The organism is Pantoea sp. RSPAM1 (genome assembly GCF_038816185.1).
GTDB classification, from domain to species: domain Bacteria; phylum Pseudomonadota; class Gammaproteobacteria; order Enterobacterales; family Enterobacteriaceae; genus Pantoea; species Pantoea ananatis.
This window is the reverse complement of sequence record NZ_CP046137.1, coordinates 2,125,062-2,144,360: the sequence shown is the minus strand read 5'-3', so window position 1 is coordinate 2,144,360 and position 19,299 is coordinate 2,125,062. Positions and strand designations below refer to the sequence as shown.

Below are 19,299 nucleotides of genomic sequence, written 5' to 3'. Positions count from 1 at the left end.
GGTTACTGCACAAACTGTCAGGAAGAAGCATATATCGTGTTTGTACAGGCTCCAGAAATGGAATTCAGCGAGGAATTTATGGATAAAGCGTGGCAGCAAGAAAGCAGCCGAAGTGAGTCTTGAAAATCAGTTTTGGGATCAGGTCGACAGTAGTCTGTTGGCCTGTCAGGAGTTTATATGTCGCAGATTCAATTGAATGTGGAATGGGTCGTTGAACAAGGTTTGACCGCCTTAACCGGACTGCGTAAAAGGCAGATTGAAAATTACAGACAGGAATGTTGGATTGAAGGTGTTCATTTCAAACGTGTTTCTTCGAAGGGAAATCTTGGAAGTAGAAGAGGAACAACCTGGTACAACTATCCAAAGATTAATAAATTTATTCAGGATTCATAACCATGGCAGCACTACCAACGGGCGTTGAAATCAGAGGAAAAAGCATTTGTATCTGGTTTATGTACCGGAGGAAAAGATGTCGGGAAATATTGAAAGGCTGGACTGTTACTCCGTCAAATATAAAAAAGGCGGGAAACCTGCGAGCATTAATACTCAGTGAAATTAACATGGGCGAGTTCGAATACCAGACCAGATTTCCAGCGTCCCGGAAAGCTGTAAAAATGGTAACTACGTTATCAGCTCACACGCTGGGCGAACTGTGCGAACTATGGCTAAAAGTCAAAGAGACCGAGCTGACCGCAAATACCCTACGGAAAACAAGCTCTCAGATCGAAACACTGAAATATGTAATCAACGAAAACACGCCGATATCCACAATTCGACACAGCGACATCCTGAACTACCGCAACGAACTGCTGAATGGTGAGACGTACTACCGGAACGCTGCTAGAGGAAACAAAATTGGGCGTACTGTTAGAACGGTTGATAATTATATTTCGCTGTTGTGCTCCCTGCTCCGCTTTGCGCATCACTCTGGCTTTATAAAACATAGGCCCTTTGATGGGGTAAAAAAAATGCAAAAATGCAGAACAAAACCAGATCCGATATCAACGACTGAGTTCGTACAACTGATGGAGAGCGAAACAGGGCAGAGCCAGAATTTGTGGAAATTTGCCGTTTATTCTGGCCTGCGCCACGGCGAATTAGCCGCTCTGGCTTGGGAAGATATCGACATGGACGCAGGTACCGTGAGTGTATGTCGAAACTTAACCATTCTCGGCATCTTCGGGCCGCCGAAAACCGATGCGGGGATCAGAAAAATTAAACTGTTGAAGCCAGCACTTGAAGCACTTAAATCCCAGCGTGAATTAACAGCCCTCCAGCCAAAGAGTAAAATAGTTTTCCATCATCGCGAGTATGGTAAAACAGAGACCCAGCGCCTCCACTTCGTTTTCATGCCTAGAATACGAAAAGGCGAACAAAAACCTTACTACAGCGTGGGCAGCATCGGGCAACTATGGAACGCAGCAGTAAAACGTGCTGGCATTCGCCGCCGTAATCCATACCATACGAGGCATACTTTTGCCTGCTGGTTATTATCGGCTGGTGCGAACCCCTCGTTTATAGCGAATCAGATGGGACATGAAAACGCGCAGATGGTTTATGAGATTTATGCAACGTGGATTGAAGAAATGAACGGCGAGCAAATCGATATGCTGAATCGCAAGTTAATTTTTATCGGCGAATATTAAGAGCGGCATGTTGCCGCCCTAAAAGTAATTTATGAAATACCTTTCAATTTAAATGTTTTTTACATGCTTCTGCCATTTTTTTTGCAAAAAGACATGGCAAGGCATTTCCTATTATTTTACAAATATCATCGATACTGGTCGCAGAAAATTTATAATCCAATGGGAATGTTTGCAGTAAAGCGGCTTCCCTTACTGAAATCGTTCTCAATTCTTCAGGATGGCCAAAACGTCCTTTGCTAAGAGTTGTGCACCCACCAGTGATAGTTGGTGAAGGCTTATTCCAATCCATACGCCCATAAACATTGCTATAGCCTTGATTATTACCTTTGTGACAATTTGGCCTTAATTCGTCGGGCAGATCAAAGCGTGAACCACCAGGTTTAATAAAACGCAAACGCTCTTTTGTTATATTGCTTACAACACGCGTAACGTGCCAATTGTGGTCGCTAGCATGACTGAGAGACCTTAATTCATTTAACGCGCATGGCTTAGGCAAATCCTTAATTGCATCGGCGACAGTTTTCCATGGCAATGTTTTTTCATCACCTAATGAGCTATGAGACTTGGAAGGAATCTTTATTTCATATCCATGCCCAGCTAATAAAACAAAACGCTTACGTAACTGAGGAACTCCATAATCAGCCACCTGTAAAACTGAAAAGTTATATATATAGCCCAGCTCAGTTAAGCAATTGAGAAATTCAGTAAGATAATTTTCTCCTCGCGTCATAAGCCCAGGGACATTCTCTATCATAATAGCATTAGGGCGCAAATCTCTGATTAATCTGGAAACTTCTGAAATCAGTTGATTTCTAGGATCTTCACGTTTATTTCCTCTCGTCAAAGTTGAGAAACCTTGACATGGAGGACATGCAGCTAATAAGTCCAATTTTCGGCCATCTAAGGTATCTTCTAAGGCTGAAGAAGGTAAAAGACGTATGTCAGTGGAAATTACTTTCGTTTCTGGATGATTTGCTTCATAAGTTGAGACCGCATTGTAGTCTATTTCAACTGCCGACATAACATCATAGCCCGCCTGACGCAAACCTTCAGACAAGCCTCCTCCACCTGCAAATAGATCAATGGCTGTAAATTTTCTTTTATTAATCATCGGTTTTAATATCTAACTTTGGAATTTTAGTGATCTTTTTCAATAATTTTGCATCAGTCTTACTAAATAAATCCTTAAGAGGAGAATGTGCATTTGTTATTTTCATAAGTAGTTCTCTAGTATGTTCGCCCCCCATAGCTAAGACCTGAGACACTCGCGCATCATCATAGTGATCACTAACGCCATGTAACATTGCCGCCAAAAGCTCTAAATGTTCTCTTCGCGATTCAATATATACATCTTCCCAGCTTTTTATTACTAAATTTGATGCATTAGAATTAAGTTTTTGCGCATCTTGCCCAATTAAAATACCGCTAAGCTTAGTGCAATTATATTGTGATTCAAACCAGTCTAAGTAAGCAGTTAATTGGCTACGATGCTTTATTTCAAGTGGTATTTGAGGGTTTTTTAATTCTACAACAACAATTTCTTTCTCACTTTCATTAGAAAAAAATACAAAATCTGGTCTTAAGGCAGCATTTGGATCCTTTGCCATCTCATCTTTCAGTGCTCCATGCACCGGGATGAATCCCATTCTGGCAGCCTCTGCAGCATTAGCCTTCAATGATTGGTTAGCACGTAAGTTCTCCATTTCTGTACCTAAAATCCATGGGAATGTTTCAAGAAGAGCTTGAAGTTGATTTTCATTACCATTGTTTTTTAAGCTATATAGCTTGCTTAAGGCATAGATCCTTTGTGCCTGTATTACAGACATTGATAATGACTCTGGAACTAGATGTTCATTGAGGCATTTTAGGCTATTAGTAAAAGCATCAGTATTACTTTCACTAATATCAAATGCGTCCCAAAGTTTTTTAACTAATACCTGCATAGGTTTATGGGTCCAAGAAGATGTCATAGCCTTAATGACCTCTAATTGGACTTCTTTATTTTGATGTACAGTTGGACCGAGCTTGTGCACAAGCTCTACTATCGCTGTCTGTTCAGCCTTAGTTACTCGCGGCAAGTCGGAATTATCTTCCATTACTTTCTTAAGTTTCTCAACACCACCAGGAGAATGGTCACGTCTAAATTTCTCTACCCAGAACTTTACTTTTTGATGACAATGCTGGAATAAAGGAGCGGTTTCGTCATCCTCCCAATTGATAGAGGTCCTGTCTGTGGATATAACGTCATCTTTCAGTTCGTCAAGCCAATCAGCTTCGATTACACCATACATATAACGAGTGTAAATCTCTTTACCTTTAACACCGAAAAAGAAAGGTCTATCTTGCGCGATTTTTCCATGAGCATATACCCCCACACCGGCTTCATCTTGTGGCCAATCTGCTTTTTCTACAAACCCCACCCAACATCTTACTTCTCTCTCAACACCTTTGATTAAGATCTTGTCAACATCATAGCCTTCGCTAGGATATCTTAAATCAAAGTTTGGAAGTGAATGTTTAGCTTCTATTAAATTATCATTAATAAAAACATTGAACCCTTGCTTTGCAATTGTAACGGTGAACCTACGTCCAATTGATTGAGCCAACCTTTCAACTGAAATATTTTTCTTTAATTTTAGATCGCTCATGTAAATACAAGTACCTGAACCAGTACTCTGTATTTTATTGCAGAAATCCTCAAAACCAAATTTTGACAGTGAACCTGGAACAATATCATTTAATGGATGATCAAAATAAATAACATCAGGTGGGTATTGGTTAATTGCACCAGCTTTAGCATTATCACTCTCGAGCATTTTGTCGATATCAAGAGTGAATACTGATATCTTAGATTCAGTATTGTTTTTATAAACAGTCATTACTGTAAGCTTACCGGCAATTCCGAAAGGCGCTAATTTACCAATTCCTTTTCGGCCCATTAAAGACCGATTTTTATTTAGACTCTTTTCTGCAGGATTATGAGCTGTTCTTTTCTTTAAACCAATAACCAGATACTTTTCTTTTATCGAAGCAGGATCCATTCCATAACCATCATCTATTACACTGATAGAACAATGCTCACCTGTCTCTTCTAATTCGGACACATTAAGCCAAGCATTATCAGCATCTGCATCCCAAGAATTTGAAATTAATTCCGCTATAACATTAGTCGGTTTATTTTGATAAAGCTTTAAACCTAGGTGCTCAATTATGTTATGGCTAAACTCTAAGCGAAGGTCACTTCCTTGTAGATCTTGCATTTTTAATCCTTAATAAAATGGTTATTTTCAAGGACATTATCTTCGAGCTAAGTGCATTGAGCAAGACTTTTATGTCCATAAAAAACAATAAGTTAGATAAAAAGAATACGGAGAGTGTCTCTAACGTTTCCAATAAAATGCAAGCTATACTTAAGATAATCTTCACTAAGCAGATGGCATCACGGTTCTTTTACATTTCAGCCATAGGCTTTTAGTTGTCCAAAATCTGTAAATTTTTTGATTAAAGTTACGTGATTTTACTGATATTTGGAATTCGTCGCCGTATTTCGTACCATGTGCGGCATTCTTTTGCATGCAGGTTGATATCAGATGGCGCACCTTCCCATTTTGTTGATCGATTGATAATCAGTTGGGGCGCAAAACTCGCTGATGATCGATGAGGTCTGCGCCACCGGGATCGAAGAGATGATTGGCGAGCAGGTTGATAAGCTCAATGGTAAACTGGTAGTCAAACTTTTTTGCCCCTTATATGCCCCTTTTGGTTTTAGAGATTTTTAAAAATGCAAGATAATCAAACGGTTGACAAGAAAGAACAGTACAACCTCAACAAGCTTCAGAAGCGTTTACGCCGTAACGTTGGCGAGGCTATCGCCGATTTTAATATGATTGAGGAAGGCGACCGCATTATGGTTTGCCTGTCAGGCGGTAAAGACAGCTATACCATGCTGGAAATCCTGCGTAGCCTGCAAAAAAGCGCGCCGGTCTCATTCAGCCTGGTGGCGGTGAATCTTGATCAGAAACAGCCGGGATTCCCGGGACACATTCTGCCTGACTATCTTGATGCCCAGGGTGTTGAGTACAAGATCGTTGAAGAAGACACCTACTCAATCGTTAAAGATAAAATTCCCGAGGGTAAAACGACCTGCTCTCTGTGCTCACGTCTGCGTCGGGGAATTTTGTATCGCACTGCTACGGAGCTGGGCTGTACGAAAATCGCCCTTGGCCACCATCGTGATGATATTCTGCAAACGTTGTTTTTGAATATGTTTTACGGCGGCAAAATGAAAGGCATGCCGCCCAAGCTGATGAGTGACGATGGTAAACATATCGTGATCCGCCCTCTGGCTTACTGCCGCGAGAAAGATATTATTCGTTTCTCAGAAGCCCGTCAGTTTCCGATTATCCCGTGCAACCTGTGTGGTTCTCAGCCGAATCTGCAACGCCAGGTCGTCGCAGACATGTTGCGTGACTGGGATAAACGTTATCCTGGCCGTATTGAAACCATGTTCAGCGCCATGCAAAACGTTGTGCCCTCTCACATGGCAGATATCAATCTCTTTGATTTTAAAGGTATTCAACACGGTGATGCCGTGGTCGATGGCGGCGATCTGGCCTTTGATCGCGAAACGCTGCCGGTCACACCGGTTGGCTGGCGCGCCGAGGAAGAAGAAACGCCTGACCTCAGCGAACGTCTTAACGTGCTGGAAATTAAGTAACGCTTATCTGTTTATTGAAAGTAAAGGGCACGCGTCAACGCGCGTGCCCTTTTTTTATACGTTGCGGTGAGGGGGCGGATCCATTACCGGCGGAAACTCCGGTTCCGGTGGCGGATCGGGCTGCGGCTGCGGAATGGGGGGCGGATCCGTTGGAATGGGCTCGCTGTTGTGAATCGCCATCATGCCGTTCTCCTCTTATGCGAATGGATTTTAAGCTTAGGAAAGAATTGACATCTCAGCCAGCGGGCAAAAAAAAGCCGACTGGTTAGCCGGCGTATTTCGAATTAAATATGCTATGCAATAATTCAAAAAAGGAAGTAAGACAATATGGAGCGCAACGCCCATCGCTTGACGTTGCATTCACCTGCGAGAGAGATTTTGCGCGGTTTGCGTCTGGCAGATATTGATGTCGATCAGCTTTAGTCCTGTTAATGGCATTTTCCTGACCGACGCCCTGCACCTCTCCCATGCCTTACAGCCAGCGTCGCTTGCGCAGATAGCCAGCCACGCCTAACGCCAGTACCACGAGTAAAAGACAAAAGACGCTGAAGCCATAGCGCCATCCGCCACCGGGGATCCCGCCCAGATTGACGCCAAACAGGCCTGTCAAAAAGGTCGCTGGCAGAAAGATCATAGCCATAAGCGACATGGTGTAGGTTCGGCGGTTCATGGATTCCGCCATGACCGAGGCGACTTCGTCTGCCAGCACGGCGGTTCTGGCCACGCCCGCGTCCAGATCGTCCAGGCCGCGGCCCAGTCTGTCAGCAATTTCCTGCATACGGCGGCGCTCACTATCGTCCATCCACGGCAATTTTTCACTCGCCAGGCGCGAGAAGACATCGCGCTGCGGGGCCATATAACGGCGCATCACGATCAGCTGTTTGCGTAGCAGACCCAGTTCACCCCGCGGCGGAATACGTTGATCAAGCAAGGCATCTTCCAGCTCAATGATTTTATCGTGCAGGTCTTCGATAAATTCGCTGGTGTGCCCGGTTAAGGCATCGCAGACGTCAACCAGCCAGCTGCCACAGTTTACCGGACCGTTGCCGTTTTCGAGATCGGTCAGCACTTCATCCACGGCAAACACTTTGCGTCGGCGGGTGGAGACAATGAGCTGATCGTTAATGAACACCCGCATTGCCACCAGCTGGTCAGGTCGTGCATCGCTGTTATGGTTGACGCTGCGCAGGACAATCATAAAACCGTCTCCCAGCCGGGAAACGCGGGGACGCATGCTTTCACCAGCCAGCGCATCGCGCACCGCATCCGGAATTTGAGGCGTAGACTGCAGCCATTCGGCGCTGCGGGGATGGGTATAATTAAGATGCAACCAGCAGGGATGCTCGTCGTGCAGCACCTGCGTTTCATCAATGGGGATCATGCCACCCTTGCCATCCAACTGGCAGGAAATAATGGCATCTGTCACCTGAAGCGCTTTTCCTTTTACACCGTCCACACCGTTACCCCGCTATCAAAATCAATACGATACAGTCTAGCGTGGCGCTGTTGAGTTGCAATCCTGAGCCTGTGTACAAAGATGTCAAAAGACGGCCGCTACCAGGCCGCTGTGACTTAGTGTTTCTCAATCCACAATTCCCGGCTGTAGGCAACGTCTTCGGGGTTTGTAATCGGGTAACCTTTGACCCACGGCTTAATGAGCCGTCCATTGGTGTACTGATAAAGGGGCGCGATGGGGACCTGGTCAGCGATAATCTGCTCTGCCCGGTTATAATCCGCATTGCGCGCCTTATCGCTGGTTTCCATACTTGCCTTGGCAAGGACGGCATCGTATTCGGCATTACTGAAGCGCGGAATGTTGCTGCTGTTGCCTGATGTAAGGAGATTCAGGAACGTCGAGGGTTCGTTGTAATCCCCTACCCATGAGGCGCGGATAACATCAAAGTTGCCACTGTTTCGGCTGTCTATATACGTTTTCCACTCCTGATTTTCCAGCTTCACCTCTACGCCAAGATTTTTCTTCCACATCGACGCCACCGCAATCGCGATTTTCTGATGGCTTTCAGACGTGTTGTACAGCAACGTCAGCTTCAACGGCTTAGCGGGGCTGTAACCTGCGGCTGCCAACAGGGCTCTGGCCTGCGCATCCATCTCTTTTTGATTGTGCTGCTGCTGTAGGGCGGGCAGCGGTGTGAACCCGGCCGTGACGTCAGGGGTGAAATGCCATGCCGGTTTTTCCCCTGTGCCCAGGACTTTTTCAGCGATAACAGCGCGATCGATACTCCACGACAGCGCCTTGCGCACGCGCACGTCTGCTGTTGGCCCTTTCTGGGTATTAAACGCGTAATAGTAGGTACCGAGCTGATCGGGCGTATACACCTGCCCCGGCAGTGTTTTCTTTAACAACGCGTACATGTTTTTAGGGAAGGATTCGGTGATATCCACATCACCGGCACGGTAACGCTTGGTGGCGCTGGACTCTTCATTGATGGGCAGAAAGGTCACTTTGGTTAAAACCGAGTGGGCATTGTCCCAGTAGTAAGGATTACGCACCAGCACGATTTTTTCGTTTACCACGCGGTTATCAAGTTGGTATGCGCCGTTGCCGACCAGCTTGCCCGGCTGCGTCCACTGAGCCCCCTCTTTTTCCACCACGCTTTGCGGCACGGGGTAAAATGCGACGTTGGAAAGCATCGCAGGAAACCAGGGAACCGGACGGCTCAGCGTAATCTTCAGGCGATTCTTGTCCAGGGCGGTGACGCCCAGCTTATCCGGTGTCATTTCGCCTTTGGTAATCGCGCCCGCGTTGCTCATGCCGCTCAGTGCGATAAAGGAGGCCTGGGGCGATGAGGTTTTGGGATCGACAATGCGCTGCCAGCTGTACACAAAATCCTGCGCGGTCACCGGTTTGCCATCAGACCAACGGGCATTATTACGTAAAGTAAGTATCCAGACCTTATTGTCACTGCTGCTCCAGCTCTGCGCGACACCGGGCACAATCTTGCCGTGGGCATCCTGACTGGTCAGCCCTTCATACAAATCGCGCATCACCTGGATTTCAGGCAGGCCCACGGCTTTAGCCGGATCGAGGGAAGCGGGTTCATCTTTGATATGGCGGACAACCTCTTGTTTCGCGGCGAGCTGTGCACCGGCAGGAACCTCGGCGGCCAACGCGGGCATAAACGCGTTAAGCAGGCTCAGGGCCGTTAGCGTTAATGAAAAGCGGATTACCATTATCACCCCTTTGCAATAAAGACGCGCTGGATCAGCGCATTACTGACTCAGCCTGTTAACGGCCACTTTATCGCAAATTGCTGATTGATAAATAGCTATTTTCCCCGACCGGCTTTTCCGCTACTTTTAAATAAACTCAGGAGAACGTCACTATGTCATCCATTCATCCGCGACCGCTGCGCGGCAAACTGGCTATTTCCTGGCAGCAGTATGGCCGCTCTGTTCTGGGCGCCCCGCTACTCTGGTTTCCCGCCGTGCAGGCGGACGGCGACAGTGGCCTGATTCTGGCCGGCACGCACGGTGATGAAAACGCGGCGATAGCCGCCCTTTCCGCTGCGCTGCGGACCTTGCCGGCGGCACAGCGTCGGCATCATGTTGTGTTGGCGATGAACCCCGACGGCTGTCAGCTGGGCCTGCGTGCCAATGCGAATGGCGTGGATCTGAACCGAAACTTTCCGGCCGCTAACTGGCAGTCGGGCGAAACGGTCTACCGCTGGAACAGCGCGGCAGACGCGCGGGACGTTAAGCTGTCAACGGGGACACATCCTGCATCGGAGCCGGAAACCCAGGCGCTATGTGCGCTTATTCATCAGCTTAAACCGGCCTGGGTTGTCTCGTGGCACGAGCCTCTGGCCTGCATTGATGACCCCGAACAGACAGACGTTGGCGCCTGGCTGGCGGCGCAGACCCAATTACCGCGAGTGAGCAGCGTGGGCTATGCTACGCCGGGCTCCTTTGGCAGTTGGTGCCACGACCTGAGTCTGCCCTGCGTCACTGCCGAAATGCCGGCTATCTCGGTGGACGAAGCCACAGAAACGTATCTGGAGACGATGCTTACTCTGCTACGCTGGCAGCCGTCATTAACGCACCCTCATGTACCTTGAGCGCCGGTTCAACATCCACGGCCAGCCACGTTGCGCCATCGAGATCGGCAAAACGCACCAGCGGCACCAGCGGCAGCGCCGCGCGAATCGCTCTTGAGGTACAGATCATACAGCCGGACATCAGCGTAAAGCCCTGCTGCAGCGCAGCATGTGCCAGGGCAAGCGCTTCAGTGAGTCCGCCCGCTTTATCAAGCTTGATATTCACCATCTCATAGCGTCCACGGAGGGCTGGCAGGCTTTCCCGCGTGTGGCAGCTTTCATCGGCGCAGATCGGAAGAGGATGGATAAAGTTCGCCAGCGCCGCGTCTTCTCCTGCCGGTAACGGCTGTTCCAGCATGGCCACGTCCAGATCGGCTAACAGCTGGCAACGGGCTGCCAGTCCTTCGGCATGCCAGGATTCATTCGCATCCACAAGTAATGTCGCGTCGGGAACAGCAGCGCGAATCGCCATCAGGCGCTCGGTAATAAAGTTATTGTCCATTTTGATTTTGAGCAGGGTTGCGCCATGTTGCCACAACGCCTGCGCGCTGCTGGCCATCGCTTCCGGCGTATCGATGCTCACCGTGTGTGCAGTCACAACAGACTGGGTCGGTTCCGCGCCCACTAGCTGCTCCAGCGTCACATGCTGCTGGCGAGCGGCAAGGTCCCAGAGCGCACTGTCGATGGCGTTTCTTGCCGCACCGGCAGGCAACAGGCTCTGCAAGGCTTCACGCGACAGCCCTTGCTGCAGCTGAGGCATAACAGTCGCAATTTGTTCCAGCACCAGGGCTTCGCTTTCGCCGTAGCGCGTATAAGGCGTGGCCTCGCCGATCCCTTTCACGCCCGCTTCTTCGATTTCGACGACAACAACCTTGGCTTCGGTGCGACTGCCACGAGCAATGACAAACGGCGTATGCAGCGGCCATGCTTCGGGATAACATTTTACCGTTCTCATTACCTCTCCTTTTCACTGGGATTCATCACCGCCATTTAACTTTAGGCAACAAATGCTCTCGTAAACCCTTAAAATTTATGTCATAAACAATGGCTATACCTGTACTGACGCTTTCTTATCTGTCAGATAACATCATTAGAAGGAACTCTTATGTCTCAGACTGTTCACTTTCAGGGCAACCCTGTAGCGGTTGCAGGTCAGTTCCCGCAGCCGGGCGATAGCGTTAGCGCTTTTACCCTCGTGGCGAAAAACCTGTCTAACGTTTCACTCTCTGAGTATGCAGGAAAACGCAAGATTCTGAATATTTTTCCCAGCGTCGATACCGGCGTGTGCGCCTCTTCGGTGCGTAAGTTTAACCAGTTAGCGGGCGAACTGAATAACACGGTAGTGTTATGTATTTCCGCCGACCTGCCCTTTGCTCAATCGCGTTTTTGTGGCGCAGACAACCTCAACAACGTGGTTACGCTGTCAACGCTGCGCGGCGGGGAATTCAAAAAAGATTTTGGCGTGGAAATTGCTGATGGCGCCCTTCAGGGGTTGACGGCCCGTGCCGTTATCGTACTGGATGAGCATGACAAAGTGCTTTACAGCCAGTTGGTGAACGAGATCACCACTGAACCCGATTATGATGCCGCACTCGCTGCGCTGAAATAATGGCTACAGCGGATAAGCCAGACTTATCCGCTGCGTTTTATTCGCCGTCGCCGCGCTTCTGCCCCAGACCGTACTCCCGCAGTTTATTGGCAATGGCGGTATGGGAAACCCCCAGTCGTTTTGCCAGTTTGCGCGTGCTCGGATAAGACAAATATAACCGCGTCAAAATAGATCGTTCAAAGCGGCTGGTGATCTGATCCAACGTGCCTTCCATCGCTTCTTCCCCCAGTGACACATCCAGCGCCTGTTCCGGCAAGACGATATCCTGCGGCCGTAACTCATGGCCTTCCAACTGGGTTAATGCACGATATAAGGCATTTTTAAGCTGCCGCACGTTTCCGGGCCAGTTATAGCGCATCAGAAAAGCATTCAGCTGTGAGGAAAGACGCGGCCGTGGAATGCCCTGCTCGTCGGCGAAACGCGCCACGAACATTTCCGTCAGCGGCATAATGTCCTGAACGCGCTCGCGCAGCGGCGGCAGATTCAGCGTAAGCACATTAAGGCGATAGAAAAGGTCTTCCCTGAACTCACCGCGCTGAACCAGCTCAAACAGGTTCTTCTGAGTGGCGCAGATCACGCGGACATTCACGTGTACCTCATGCTCCTCACCGACGCGGCGGAAGGTGCCATCGTTCAGAAAACGCAGCAGCTTGGTCTGCATGGTGGGCGACATCTCGCCAATTTCATCCAGCAGCACCGAGCCGCCGTTTGCCTGTTCGAAAAAGCCTTTTTTGCCCTCCAGCGCATTGGGATAGGCCCCGGCTGCGTGACCAAAAAGCTCACTTTCCGCTACGTCATCCGGCAGCGATGCACAGTTAAGCGCCAGAAAAGGCATCTTTCCGCGTGCGCTGCGTAAATGACAGGCCCGCGCCAGCATGTCTTTGCCCGTACCGGTGTCGCCGATAATCAGCAGCGGTGCATCGTGCATCGCGAGCTTGCGCGCCTGTTCCACGACCTGCCGCATCCTGGGCGTAACGGCGACAATATGATCGAACTCGGTTTCATCGGTCACCACCAGGTTCTGCAGTTGTCGCCCCATACGGGCAGTAGACTTCAGCATCACCATTGCGCCGACGAGCTGGTCGGCCTGGTCGTTGTCCTCTGACAGGTAAATCGGGTGTGCTTCCATCAGGAAGTCGCGCCCTTCTATCACCACATGTTGCGCCTGCGCCTGAACGCGTTCGCTCTCCAGCCAGCGCGCAAAATGAAAACCGTTAATCAGGTGGTCGGCGGTAAAATTGCGGATCTTGTTTTCATCAAGATTAAACAGGTTTTGCGCCGCCGGGTTCGCCAGCTCAACCTTCGTTCTCAAATCGACCGAAAATACCGGCTCTGGCATGGCAACCAGCAAGGCGCTGAGCACCCGATGTTCACGTTCAGAGGGCATATAGGGGACCGTGCGGACATCGGTGACGCCGGGTGTACGACGGATTTCCGCCATGAGATTACTGAACTGTTCGAATTCAAGCGTGGAGAAATTGAGATAGATGCGGCCTGAGGCGGCGACTTCAATGCCGCGGAGATCGATACTGCGCGCCACCAACAGGTCGAGCAATTCACGCGCCAGTCCGATACGGTCCTGACAAAACACTTCTAAACGCATTGCGTGGGCCTTAATCCGTTTGATATCTCGCGATAATACGCTAAACAGCCCGTCCGCAGAAAGGGGGCTGTCAGGAAAAGTTGACAGCGTTAACGCAAGCGCGTTTTTTTTAAACGTCCATTGCGCGCGGTGCGCTATAACGCCTTGCGTTTTCGACGTTTTTCGCCGTTAATCTTCCCAGTATTCCAGCACGGCCCCCGCACATTTGGCGCGATAAACAGGGGGAACGTTAACTAACGGCCCCCACTGTAGTCAGTTTTGCGGATGTTTATTCCCGCCCTTTTGTAGCGCGTCTTTCAACTGCCCTAACAGCTCCCGGCGGTAGTCACCAAGACGAGGTTTATCATTTTCCAGCCAGGGTAAAGGCCGACACAGCTCCATCGCTTTGATGCCCAGCCGGGCGGTGAGCAGCCCCGCACCAATGCCCTGCGCGGCACGCGTCGACAGGCGGGCCGCGATGTCCTGCGACATCCAGTCCATTCCGACCTCGCGCACCAGCTCTGAGGCCCCGGCAAACGCCATGTTAAGCAGTACCAGTCGAAACAGGCGCAGTCGACTAAAATAGCCCAGTTCAATACCGTAAATGGCCGCAATGCGGTTGACCAGCCGCAGGTTACGCCAGGCGATAAAGGCCATATCGACCAGTGCCAACGGGCTGACGGCGATCATCAGCGCCGATTCCGCAGCATGGCGGCTGATTTCCCGTCGGGCCTGGCGATCAAGAACCGGCTGCACCAGTTGGGCATAGAGCCGGACCGTTTCACCATCATTGTGGGTTTCGTGAAGCGAGGCATGCCAGCGTTGCAGCGCTGGATGAGCCTGATCGAGTTCGGCCTGACGCGCCATTTTTTCACAAAACGCCCGCCCCTGGCCCACGCCATGGCTGTTAAGCAGTTCACGGCCCCGGTCGCGCTCTTCCGCACGCTGCCGCAGTTGATATAAGCGGCGCCATTCCTGGGTCAGCGCGCCCACACCGGCCAGAACAATCAGTCCGCCGGCGACGCCGCTGCCCAGCGCAAACCAGTCCTGCGCCAGCCAGGCATTGTGGCTCCACTGCACGCCCTGCGCCACGACACTGACGCCAAACAGCGCCAGGCCTGCGCCCACCATTTTGCGCCACAGGCTGCGTTTAGGTTTCAGCGCGGCCTCGACGGCTCTTTCCCCTGCGCTTTCTTCTTCAACCGTCGCGTCGCTGTCTTGCACAGCCCAAAAAGCGGACTGGGCATCGTCTTCAAACGTTTGAGCTGGCCGCAGCACACTTTCGGGTTTATCCTCCAGCGGGTGGGCAAAATCTATACGCGGTTTTAACGGATCGCTCATCGCAATTTATCTCCCAGTAAAAATTCCAGCGCCGCATCCATGCGGATATGCGGCAGTGGGCGATCGATATCCAGCTGCTGTGGGCGAAACTGCTCAAACTGAAAGCCTTGCTGCTGCCAGAACGCGCTGCCCGGCAGCCGGGGCGGAACGTCACCCGGATACACGGTCAATGCCTCGCCATCCTGCAGGCGATGACCGCGAAGTGCCGGAATTTTTTCGCCACGGTGATCGACCAGCCCACTTTGTGTGGCCTGAACCGAGGCCAGGCCAATACAGTCCATGCTGATGCCTTCGAACGCGGCGTTTTGCCAGGCATCCTGCACAAGCTGCTGCAGCAGAGAGACCATATTGCCGTGCTGGTCGCTGGTGATGTGATCGGCTTTGGTCGCGGCAAATAACAATTTATCGATGACGGGTGAAAACAGTCGTCGGAACAGCGTACGCTGCCCGTAATGAAAGCTCTGCATCAGTTGCGTTAATGCCAGCCGCATATCATTAAACGCCTGCGGCCCGCTGTTGAGCGGTTGCAGGCAGTCCACCAGCACGATCTGGCGATCAAAGCGCAGAAAATGATTTTTATAGAAGTCTTTTACGACATGCTGGCAGTAGTAATTGAATCGCTGCTGCAGCATGGCAAAGTTACTGCCTTTATCGGCCTGCGCCAGCTTCGCCGCCAGGGCTTCATCGTCAGCTGGCCAGGGAAAAAACTGTAGCGCTGGCGCACCGGCCATATCGCCAGGCAGAACAAAACGTCCCGGCTGAATGAAGTGCAGCCCTTCCGCTTTACACTGATGCAGGTAGTCAGTCCAGGCCGCAGCGATATCAGCCAGGCGGTTCTCATCCGCCGGAGCAAAAGGATCAAGTGGTTCGCTCAATGCACGCCATGGCGCGGCCCAGGTGGCCCGATCGCCCTGTAATAAGCCGTTCATCTGCCGCGACCAGGTCAGATAATCCTGTGCCAGCATGGGCAGATCGAGCAGCCACTCACCCGGGTAATCGACGATTTCAAGATAGAGCGTGGCGGTGTCTTTGAGATGGCGGAGTAACGAATCGCTGGGGCGATAACGCAGTGCCAGGCGCATTTCGCTTACGCCTCGCGTCGGCGTTGGCCAGGCGGGCGGTGTGTTGTAAAGCTGCGCCAGCCCCTCATCGTAGGTAAAACGCGCCGTGCCCATGTCCCGCTGGGGGACGCGTTTCACGCCCAGCAGGCGCTCATCGCGCACCACGGAAAACAGCGGCAGTCGGGCACCGCTGTGAACGGACAGGAGCTGGTTGACCAGCGAGGTAATAAAGGCCGTTTTACCACTGCGGCTTAATCCGGTTACCGCCAGGCGAAGATGGCGATCGACGCCGCGGTTCATTAATGCCAGCAATTCAGTTTGCAGTCTTTTCATCTTTCTCCTTGATGAAGCGTGATGCCACGTTGTTCATCACGCGCTTCAGGAGTGGCTCAAGCGCCAGTCCTAACAGAATACGCAACGGACGACGCGCCACCGATTTCACCGCCCAGCCGGTCACGCCCGCAGGGCCATAAGTTATCGCATTGATAATGATAAATTTAGCGGCGGACTTCAACGCAGGTGTTGCACGATGACGAAAAGCCGCAGTGCGTGAAACAGTCATTACTTCCTCCAAACGGTTCACAAACGGGCCAGGCTCTGGCCCGCTGCAGAACAACGATTAAATTTGACGGAAACGACTGCGCACGCTGAAGGTTTCAGAGGTGACGTAACGTTCAATATCCCGAACATTACGCTCGTCCTGTTGCAGTGTCGTTTCCAGTTGGTCCAGCAGTTCACCGGCGCTGGGCGCGTATTCCCCGTTATCCACGCCGGCCGGTTTAACGTCCAGCACAAAGCCCAACACGAAATAGGCGATCACGGTAAACACAAACAGACCAAAGAACAGTGACAAGACGACGATGATGCGAAGCAGTCTTACCGGAACGTCAAGGTATTCGGCTAAACCGGCACACACGCCCATCAGCTTCCCTTCGTCAGGCTTACGCCATAACTTGCGGCCTTTCATCATGGCTGCCTCCAGTTAGGGTGTTCAGCATCGAGGATGGCTTCAAGCGCTTCAATGCGCTCCCGCATGCGCTGGGCATCTTTGGTTACCTGTTGCAGACGCTGCATCTGACTCTGCGACAGATCGGTGCCCCCGTTGCGTTTGTTACTGTAGTGTAGCCATAGCCAGACGGGTGCCACAAACAGCACAAATATCGTTAATGGAATGGCTAAAAATAATGCGCTCATTGACTCTCCTTAATCCTGTCCAGCAGAAGCGGCGTCTTATTCGCTGCGGTTCATTTTGGCTTTCAGCGCGTTCAGTTGCTGACTGATTTCGTCATCCGCTTTCAGATCGGTAAACTGCTGATCCAGGGTTTTCGGTTTGCCAAAACCGTGGCTCTCTGCTTCTGCTTCCATGTGATCGATGCGACGCTCAAAGGATTCAAAACGCGCCATCGCTTCATCAATTTTACCGCTGTCCAGCTGACGGCGGACATCACGTGAAGACGACGCCGCCTGGTGGCGGAGCGTAAGCGCCTGCTGGCGAGCGCGAGTTTCGCTCAGCTTTTTCTCCAGCTCGGTGATTTCGCCTTTCATGCGAGCCAGCGTCTCTTCAACCTGGTCAACTTCCTGTTTCAGGGAGGCGCTCAGATCGGTGAGTTTCTGTTTTTCAATCAGCGCGGAGCGGGCCAGATCCTCTTTGTCTTTACGCAGAGCCAGTTCAGCCTTGTCCTGCCATTCGGCCTGCTGAAGCTCTGCCTGCTCAATCCGCCGTGCCAGCTGTTTCTTCTCTGCCAGGGCGCGCGCAGAGGTGGAGCGGACTTCAACCAGCGTATCTTCCATTTCCTGAATCATCAGGCGCACCAGCTTCTGCGGATCTTCTGCACGCTCCAGCAGGGAATTAATGTTGGCATTAACGATGTCAGCGAAACGCGAAAAAATACCCATAATGATGTTCCTCTTGATTGTCATAGTTTCAACTTGCTGCACAGGTTAATTCAAGATGCATGCCAACTTTTATCTTATTGATTTTTATTGCATTGCAGGCTTGGCGGTTTTTTTTATCTGTTCTAAGATAGTTAAATTGATTAATCAGTGGCGAAATTCATCATGCCTCCTAACAACGATAACCTGCTGGGCGAATCGAACAACTTTCTGGAAGTGCTGGAGCAGGTATCAAAACTTGCACCGCTGGAAAAACCGGTTTTGGTCGTGGGCGAACGCGGTACGGGTAAAGAGCTGATCGCCAGTCGTCTGCACTATCTGTCCGATCGCTGGCAGGGCCCTTTTATCTCGCTCAACTGTGCCGCGCTGAATGAAAACCTGCTGGATTCTGAGCTGTTTGGACATGAGGCAGGCGCCTTTACCGGCGCGCAGAAGCGTCACCTGGGCCGTTTTGAACGGGCTGACGGCGGCACCCTGTTCCTTGATGAGCTGGCAACCGCCCCGATGCTGGTTCAGGAAAAACTCCTGCGGGTTATTGAATACGGTCAGCTTGAACGCGTAGGCGGGAATCACGTTTTTCAGGTGAATGTGCGCCTGATTTGCGCCACCAATGAAGACCTGCCCGCGCTGGCCGCCGCCGGGAAGTTTCGTGCCGATCTGCTCGATCGTCTGGCGTTCGATGTGGTTCAACTGCCGCCGCTCCGCGAGCGCCGTAGCGATATTCTGGTAATGGCGAACCATTTCGCCATCCAGATGTGCCGGGAATTGACCTTGCCCCTGTTTCCCGGTTTTACCCAGCAGGCTCAGCAAACCTTACTGGAACATCCATGGCCGGGTAACGTGCGTGAGCTAAAAAACGTCGTTGAGCGGTCGGTCTATCGCCATAACACCAGCGACGAACCTCTGGATGACATCATTATTAACCCGTTTGAACGACGCACCGCCCCCGAAAATGCCCCGCCGCCTGCTCACGTGCCGGACGCGGCATCGGCCCTGCCTTCTTTACCGCTTGACCTGCGTCAGTGGCAGAACCGGCAGGAGCACGATGTGGTGGAAATCAGCTTACAACAGGCGAAGTACAATCAACGTCGTGCCGCCGGCTTACTGGGTGTGACCTACCATCAGCTCAGAGCGATGATGAAAAAGCACGGGATTCAGGCACGAGACGGACAGGTATAAACGCGTGCTGCAGTTTCGATACGTGGCAAGCCATTGTTTTATTGTGAATTTTTCGTGGTTGATTCATTGATGCGACTGAGATAAGAGGGTGAGACAGAAAGCGGACGAGAGCCAAAAAAAGGGCCCGCCGAAGCGGGCAACTGGAAGCAATGTGAGCAATGTCGTGCTCTTCTTCGGTAGAGCCACCGTCGAAGCGCAACTGAATAATAATCATTC

Annotated in this window: 18 protein-coding genes; 6 read left to right on the top strand and 12 right to left on the bottom strand. The window is 50.9% G+C overall.

Annotated elements, in window-relative coordinates; translation table 11 throughout:
• Positions 1 to 177 precede the first annotated feature (177 nt).
• Together xisR and GKC68_RS10530 are read left to right on the top strand one after the other, a co-directional pair.
• Positions 178 to 393: an excisionase family protein gene (xisR, locus tag GKC68_RS10535; protein ID WP_342656812.1), complete on the top strand. Its 216-nt coding sequence runs from the start codon at positions 178 to 180 to the stop codon at positions 391 to 393.
• Positions 394 to 395: 2 nt separating this feature from the next.
• The gene (locus GKC68_RS10530; protein WP_342656811.1) at positions 396 to 1,646 is read left to right on the top strand and encodes a site-specific integrase; all 1,251 of its coding nucleotides are present in this window, start codon (positions 396 to 398) and stop codon (positions 1,644 to 1,646) included.
• A 43-nt stretch (positions 1,647 to 1,689) separates the two neighbouring features.
• Here the strand turns inward: GKC68_RS10530 and GKC68_RS10525 are convergent, their stop codons facing one another.
• Both GKC68_RS10525 and GKC68_RS10520 read right to left on the bottom strand, forming a co-directional pair.
• Positions 1,690 to 2,757 (bottom strand): DNA cytosine methyltransferase, encoded by a 1,068-nt coding sequence (locus GKC68_RS10525; RefSeq protein ID WP_342656810.1) that lies wholly within the window; start codon positions 2,755 to 2,757, stop codon positions 1,690 to 1,692.
• Entirely contained in the window at positions 2,750 to 4,906 is a 2,157-nt protein-coding gene (locus GKC68_RS10520) for an ATP-binding protein (RefSeq protein WP_342656809.1), read from the bottom strand. Before GKC68_RS10520 ends, GKC68_RS10525 begins: the two co-directional genes overlap by 8 nt.
• Positions 4,907 to 5,427: 521 nt before the next feature.
• Between GKC68_RS10520 and ttcA the strand changes: the two genes are divergently transcribed.
• Complete coding sequence (gene ttcA / locus GKC68_RS10515) at positions 5,428 to 6,363, top strand: tRNA 2-thiocytidine(32) synthetase TtcA (RefSeq protein ID WP_342656808.1); 936 nt, start codon at positions 5,428 to 5,430, stop codon at positions 6,361 to 6,363.
• A gap of 472 nt (positions 6,364 to 6,835) precedes the next feature.
• Here the strand turns inward: ttcA and zntB are convergent, their stop codons facing one another.
• Both zntB and GKC68_RS10505 read right to left on the bottom strand, forming a co-directional pair.
• Positions 6,836 to 7,819 (bottom strand): zinc transporter ZntB, encoded by a 984-nt coding sequence (gene zntB / locus GKC68_RS10510; RefSeq protein WP_028724224.1) that lies wholly within the window; start codon positions 7,817 to 7,819, stop codon positions 6,836 to 6,838.
• A 116-nt stretch (positions 7,820 to 7,935) separates the two neighbouring features.
• Positions 7,936 to 9,555, bottom strand: a complete 1,620-nt coding sequence (locus tag GKC68_RS10505; protein WP_342656807.1) for a peptide ABC transporter substrate-binding protein — start codon at positions 9,553 to 9,555, stop codon at positions 7,936 to 7,938.
• Between the two features lie 152 nt (positions 9,556 to 9,707).
• On the opposite strand from GKC68_RS10505, the gene mpaA reads away from it, so the two are divergent.
• On the top strand, positions 9,708 to 10,439 hold the full coding sequence (gene mpaA, locus GKC68_RS10500; protein ID WP_047715248.1) for a murein tripeptide amidase MpaA: 732 nt from the start codon (positions 9,708 to 9,710) through the stop codon (positions 10,437 to 10,439).
• On the opposite strand, the gene ycjG is transcribed toward mpaA, so the two are convergent.
• Positions 10,390 to 11,373: an L-Ala-D/L-Glu epimerase gene (gene ycjG / locus GKC68_RS10495; RefSeq protein WP_264215211.1), complete on the bottom strand. Its 984-nt coding sequence runs from the start codon at positions 11,371 to 11,373 to the stop codon at positions 10,390 to 10,392. The two genes, mpaA and ycjG, sit on opposite strands and share 50 nt — an antisense overlap.
• A gap of 150 nt (positions 11,374 to 11,523) precedes the next feature.
• Between ycjG and tpx the strand changes: the two genes are divergently transcribed.
• Positions 11,524 to 12,027: a thiol peroxidase gene (gene tpx / locus GKC68_RS10490; protein ID WP_028724220.1), complete on the top strand. Its 504-nt coding sequence runs from the start codon at positions 11,524 to 11,526 to the stop codon at positions 12,025 to 12,027.
• A 37-nt stretch (positions 12,028 to 12,064) separates the two neighbouring features.
• On the opposite strand, the gene tyrR is transcribed toward tpx, so the two are convergent.
• The 7 genes from tyrR to pspA form a co-directional block, all read right to left on the bottom strand.
• A complete protein-coding gene (tyrR, locus tag GKC68_RS10485) occupies positions 12,065 to 13,630 on the bottom strand; it encodes a transcriptional regulator TyrR (RefSeq protein WP_047715249.1) in 1,566 nt (521 codons plus the stop codon).
• Between the two features lie 252 nt (positions 13,631 to 13,882).
• A complete protein-coding gene (locus GKC68_RS10480) occupies positions 13,883 to 14,950 on the bottom strand; it encodes a YcjF family protein (RefSeq protein WP_342656806.1) in 1,068 nt (355 codons plus the stop codon).
• Entirely contained in the window at positions 14,947 to 16,344 is a 1,398-nt protein-coding gene (locus GKC68_RS10475) for a YcjX family protein (protein WP_342656805.1), read from the bottom strand. Before GKC68_RS10475 ends, GKC68_RS10480 begins: the two co-directional genes overlap by 4 nt.
• A complete protein-coding gene (gene pspD, locus GKC68_RS10470) occupies positions 16,325 to 16,573 on the bottom strand; it encodes a phage shock protein PspD (RefSeq protein WP_047715251.1) in 249 nt (82 codons plus the stop codon). Before pspD ends, GKC68_RS10475 begins: the two co-directional genes overlap by 20 nt.
• Positions 16,574 to 16,630: 57 nt before the next feature.
• On the bottom strand, positions 16,631 to 16,981 hold the full coding sequence (gene pspC / locus GKC68_RS10465; RefSeq protein WP_014593793.1) for an envelope stress response membrane protein PspC: 351 nt from the start codon (positions 16,979 to 16,981) through the stop codon (positions 16,631 to 16,633).
• Positions 16,978 to 17,205 (bottom strand): envelope stress response membrane protein PspB, encoded by a 228-nt coding sequence (pspB, locus tag GKC68_RS10460; protein WP_013025903.1) that lies wholly within the window; start codon positions 17,203 to 17,205, stop codon positions 16,978 to 16,980. The genes pspC and pspB overlap by 4 nt, the downstream gene beginning before the upstream one ends.
• Before the next feature lie 36 nt (positions 17,206 to 17,241).
• Positions 17,242 to 17,907 carry a phage shock protein PspA gene (gene pspA, locus GKC68_RS10455; RefSeq protein WP_252292954.1) on the bottom strand — a complete coding sequence of 222 codons (666 nt, stop codon included), beginning with the start codon at positions 17,905 to 17,907 and terminating at the stop codon, positions 17,242 to 17,244.
• A gap of 162 nt (positions 17,908 to 18,069) precedes the next feature.
• Here pspA and pspF point away from each other — a divergent pair, with 162 nt between their 5' ends.
• Positions 18,070 to 19,083 carry a phage shock protein operon transcriptional activator gene (gene pspF / locus GKC68_RS10450; RefSeq protein WP_342656804.1) on the top strand — a complete coding sequence of 338 codons (1,014 nt, stop codon included), beginning with the start codon at positions 18,070 to 18,072 and terminating at the stop codon, positions 19,081 to 19,083.
• The last annotated feature ends 216 nt before the right edge of the window (positions 19,084 to 19,299 follow it).

What these genes read in the sequence shown, in the direction of transcription:
- GKC68_RS10520 (WP_342656809.1), bottom strand. Translation starts at nt 4,906, where the DNA reads ATGCAAGATCTACAAGGAAGTGACCTTCGCTTAGAGTTTAGCCATAAC.
- GKC68_RS10525 (WP_342656810.1), bottom strand. Translation starts at nt 2,757, where the DNA reads ATGATTAATAAAAGAAAATTTACAGCCATTGATCTATTTGCAGGTGGA.
- pspF (WP_342656804.1), top strand. Translation starts at nt 18,070, where the DNA reads ATGCCTCCTAACAACGATAACCTGCTGGGCGAATCGAACAACTTTCTG.
- xisR (WP_342656812.1), top strand. Translation starts at nt 178, where the DNA reads ATGTCGCAGATTCAATTGAATGTGGAATGGGTCGTTGAACAAGGTTTG.
- mpaA (WP_047715248.1), top strand. Translation starts at nt 9,708, where the DNA reads ATGTCATCCATTCATCCGCGACCGCTGCGCGGCAAACTGGCTATTTCC.
- GKC68_RS10475 (WP_342656805.1), bottom strand. Translation starts at nt 16,344, where the DNA reads ATGAAAAGACTGCAAACTGAATTGCTGGCATTAATGAACCGCGGCGTC.
- ycjG (WP_264215211.1), bottom strand. Translation starts at nt 11,373, where the DNA reads ATGAGAACGGTAAAATGTTATCCCGAAGCATGGCCGCTGCATACGCCG.
- ttcA (WP_342656808.1), top strand. Translation starts at nt 5,428, where the DNA reads ATGCAAGATAATCAAACGGTTGACAAGAAAGAACAGTACAACCTCAAC.
- tpx (WP_028724220.1), top strand. Translation starts at nt 11,524, where the DNA reads ATGTCTCAGACTGTTCACTTTCAGGGCAACCCTGTAGCGGTTGCAGGT.
- tyrR (WP_047715249.1), bottom strand. Translation starts at nt 13,630, where the DNA reads ATGCGTTTAGAAGTGTTTTGTCAGGACCGTATCGGACTGGCGCGTGAA.
- pspC (WP_014593793.1), bottom strand. Translation starts at nt 16,981, where the DNA reads ATGATGAAAGGCCGCAAGTTATGGCGTAAGCCTGACGAAGGGAAGCTG.
- GKC68_RS10505 (WP_342656807.1), bottom strand. Translation starts at nt 9,555, where the DNA reads ATGGTAATCCGCTTTTCATTAACGCTAACGGCCCTGAGCCTGCTTAAC.
- GKC68_RS10480 (WP_342656806.1), bottom strand. Translation starts at nt 14,950, where the DNA reads ATGAGCGATCCGTTAAAACCGCGTATAGATTTTGCCCACCCGCTGGAG.
- pspD (WP_047715251.1), bottom strand. Translation starts at nt 16,573, where the DNA reads ATGACTGTTTCACGCACTGCGGCTTTTCGTCATCGTGCAACACCTGCG.
- GKC68_RS10530 (WP_342656811.1), top strand. Translation starts at nt 396, where the DNA reads ATGGCAGCACTACCAACGGGCGTTGAAATCAGAGGAAAAAGCATTTGT.
- pspB (WP_013025903.1), bottom strand. Translation starts at nt 17,205, where the DNA reads ATGAGCGCATTATTTTTAGCCATTCCATTAACGATATTTGTGCTGTTT.
- pspA (WP_252292954.1), bottom strand. Translation starts at nt 17,907, where the DNA reads ATGGGTATTTTTTCGCGTTTCGCTGACATCGTTAATGCCAACATTAAT.